Source organism: Nocardioides sp. (genome assembly GCF_036274455.1).
Classification (GTDB): Bacteria; Actinomycetota; Actinomycetes; order Propionibacteriales; family Nocardioidaceae; genus Nocardioides.
The window spans coordinates 1-2,052 of record NZ_DASUFR010000086.1; the positions used below are offsets into that span (position 1 = coordinate 1).

2 protein-coding genes are annotated in these 2,052 nt (G+C 71.3%); both read left to right on the forward strand.

The features are described 5' to 3' along the window. Nucleotides 1-125: 125 nt before the first annotated feature. The gene (locus VFV89_RS08570; RefSeq protein WP_329705506.1) at nt 126-1,208 is read left to right on the forward strand and encodes a sulfotransferase family protein; all 1,083 of its coding nucleotides are present in this window, start codon (nt 126-128) and stop codon (nt 1,206-1,208) included. Then, a partial coding sequence (locus VFV89_RS08575; RefSeq protein WP_329705507.1) for a hypothetical protein occupies nt 1,205-2,052 on the forward strand: 848 nt, incomplete at its 3' end. The genes VFV89_RS08570 and VFV89_RS08575, both read left to right, overlap by 4 nt.

Below are 2,052 nucleotides of genomic sequence, written 5' to 3' on the forward strand. Positions count from 1 at the left end.
CAGCACCGAGTCGAGGCACTCGGGCAGGTACGCCGCCACGTCGTAGGCCGGCACCACCACGCTCAGCCGCGAGGGGGCGCGACGGAGTCGGGTCAGCCGGACCATGGCCGATAGGCTCTCACCCCGTGACCGAGCTCAGCCTGACCGACTCGACGACGTACCCGCGCAAGGTGCTGTTCGTCGCGGGCGCCGGCCGCTCGGGCACCTCCACGATGGCCGGGCTGATGCGGATCATGGGGCTGCACGTGCCCCAGCCGGAGGTCGTGGCCGACGAGACCAACCCCAAGGGGTTCGGGGAGCCGCGCTGGGTGGTCGACCACCACGACCGGCTGCTCAAGGAGGCCCTGGTCCAGGTCAGCGACTCGCGCCCGGAGGCGTGGTTCGAGACCGGCCGGGTCGCCACCCGCGAGCAGGAGCGGATCGCCACCGCGGACTGGCTGGAGAGCCACTTCCAGGTCAGCACCGAGCTGGTGGTCAAGGACCCGCGGCTGGGCTGGTTCCTCAGCCTGTGGCGGGTGGCCGCGGTCCGCACCGGCGCCACCCCCGTGTTCGCGACGATGCTGCGCGAGCCCAGCGAGGTGGTCGGCAGCAAGCAGACCTACTACGCCAACCGGCTCGGCTCGGCCCACCTGGCGGCGAGCTGGCTGAACATGATGCTGCACACCGAGCGCGGCACCCGGGAGTCGGTCGCGGACGGTGGGCGGGTCTTCGTGCGGTACGCAGACCTGCTGGGCGACTGGGTGAAGACCTCGATGCACGTGGCCGAGACGCTCCAGCTCCAGCACGTGCTGCACGCCGACAGCGAGCAGATCCGGGAGGGGCACCGGTTCGTCGACCCGGGGCTGCGACGGATGAGCCAGACCCTCGACGACCTCGGCCTCCCCAAGCGGCTCCACGAGCTGACCGCGGCCACCTGGGACGAGCTCAACAAGCTGGCCGACCCGGGCGGCGACACCCCGGGCGTCCGCGAGGCGCTCGACCAGCTGCGCGAGGCCTACGTCGACCTCTACGAGGAGTCCGCCGCGATCTCCAGGTCGTCGGTGGTCGCGGCCGAGCAGCGGATCAAGCGCCAGCGCGGTGTCGCACCCGCCGACCACGGCCCCCGCGGCGCGGACCGCATCCCGCACGGCGTCCGCGCGGCCATCCCGCCGTCGGTGCGCCGCGGGCTGCGCAAGATGGCCGGCAAGGAACGACCGGCGGACCAGTGAGCACCACCGGCATCGCGAACCTCGAGGGCCACACCGAGTTCGACATCACCTGGCCCTGGACCCGACCGGAGGGCCTCCGGCCCGGGGCGACCGCGGTGCTCCGGGTCAAGGACGAGGCCCGCAGCCTGCCCTGGGTGCTTCCGCCGCTGCTGCGCGCCACCGACCACGTTCTGGTCGTCGACAACGGCTCCACCGACGGGACGCCGGAGGTCACCCGCGAGACGGCGGAGAAGGCGGGGCTCGCCGACAAGCTCACCCAGGCGACGTACCCCTTCCAGGTCGCCCGGGCCGGCGCCGAGCACCTCGCCCAGCCGGAGCGGTCCGTGCACTCGCTCGCCTACTTCTACAACTGGTGCTTCGCCCAGGTGCAGACCCGCTACTCATGGAAGTGGGACGGCGACATGGTCCTCACCACCGAGGGCGAGGTCTCGATCGGTGACCTCGGCTGGCAGGTCGGCGACGTGCAGTCGATCATCCGCGTGCCGCGCCACGGCCTCTACCTCGACAGCGACTCCAAGGGCTACCTCGACCTCGGGCTGCGCAACGCCGAGGAGTGGGGCTTCCCGATCGGTCCGGACTTCGTCTTCACCAAGGCTTACGAGTGGGAGATCCGTACGACTCCCGACCCGGTCCGCTCGATCGGGCTGCCGCACGGTCTGTGCGTCGAGCTGAAGTACCTCGACGGTGACGAGTTCGCGCACTGGACCGACCCGGCGTCGTTCGCCACGAGCTATCGCAACAAGCGCAAGCGCCGTGAGTGGACGGTCTACAACGCCCTGCTCGAAGGCACCGTCCTGCCCGGTGTCCACGAGATCACCGCGCCCGAGGGCGTGCACATCGTCGA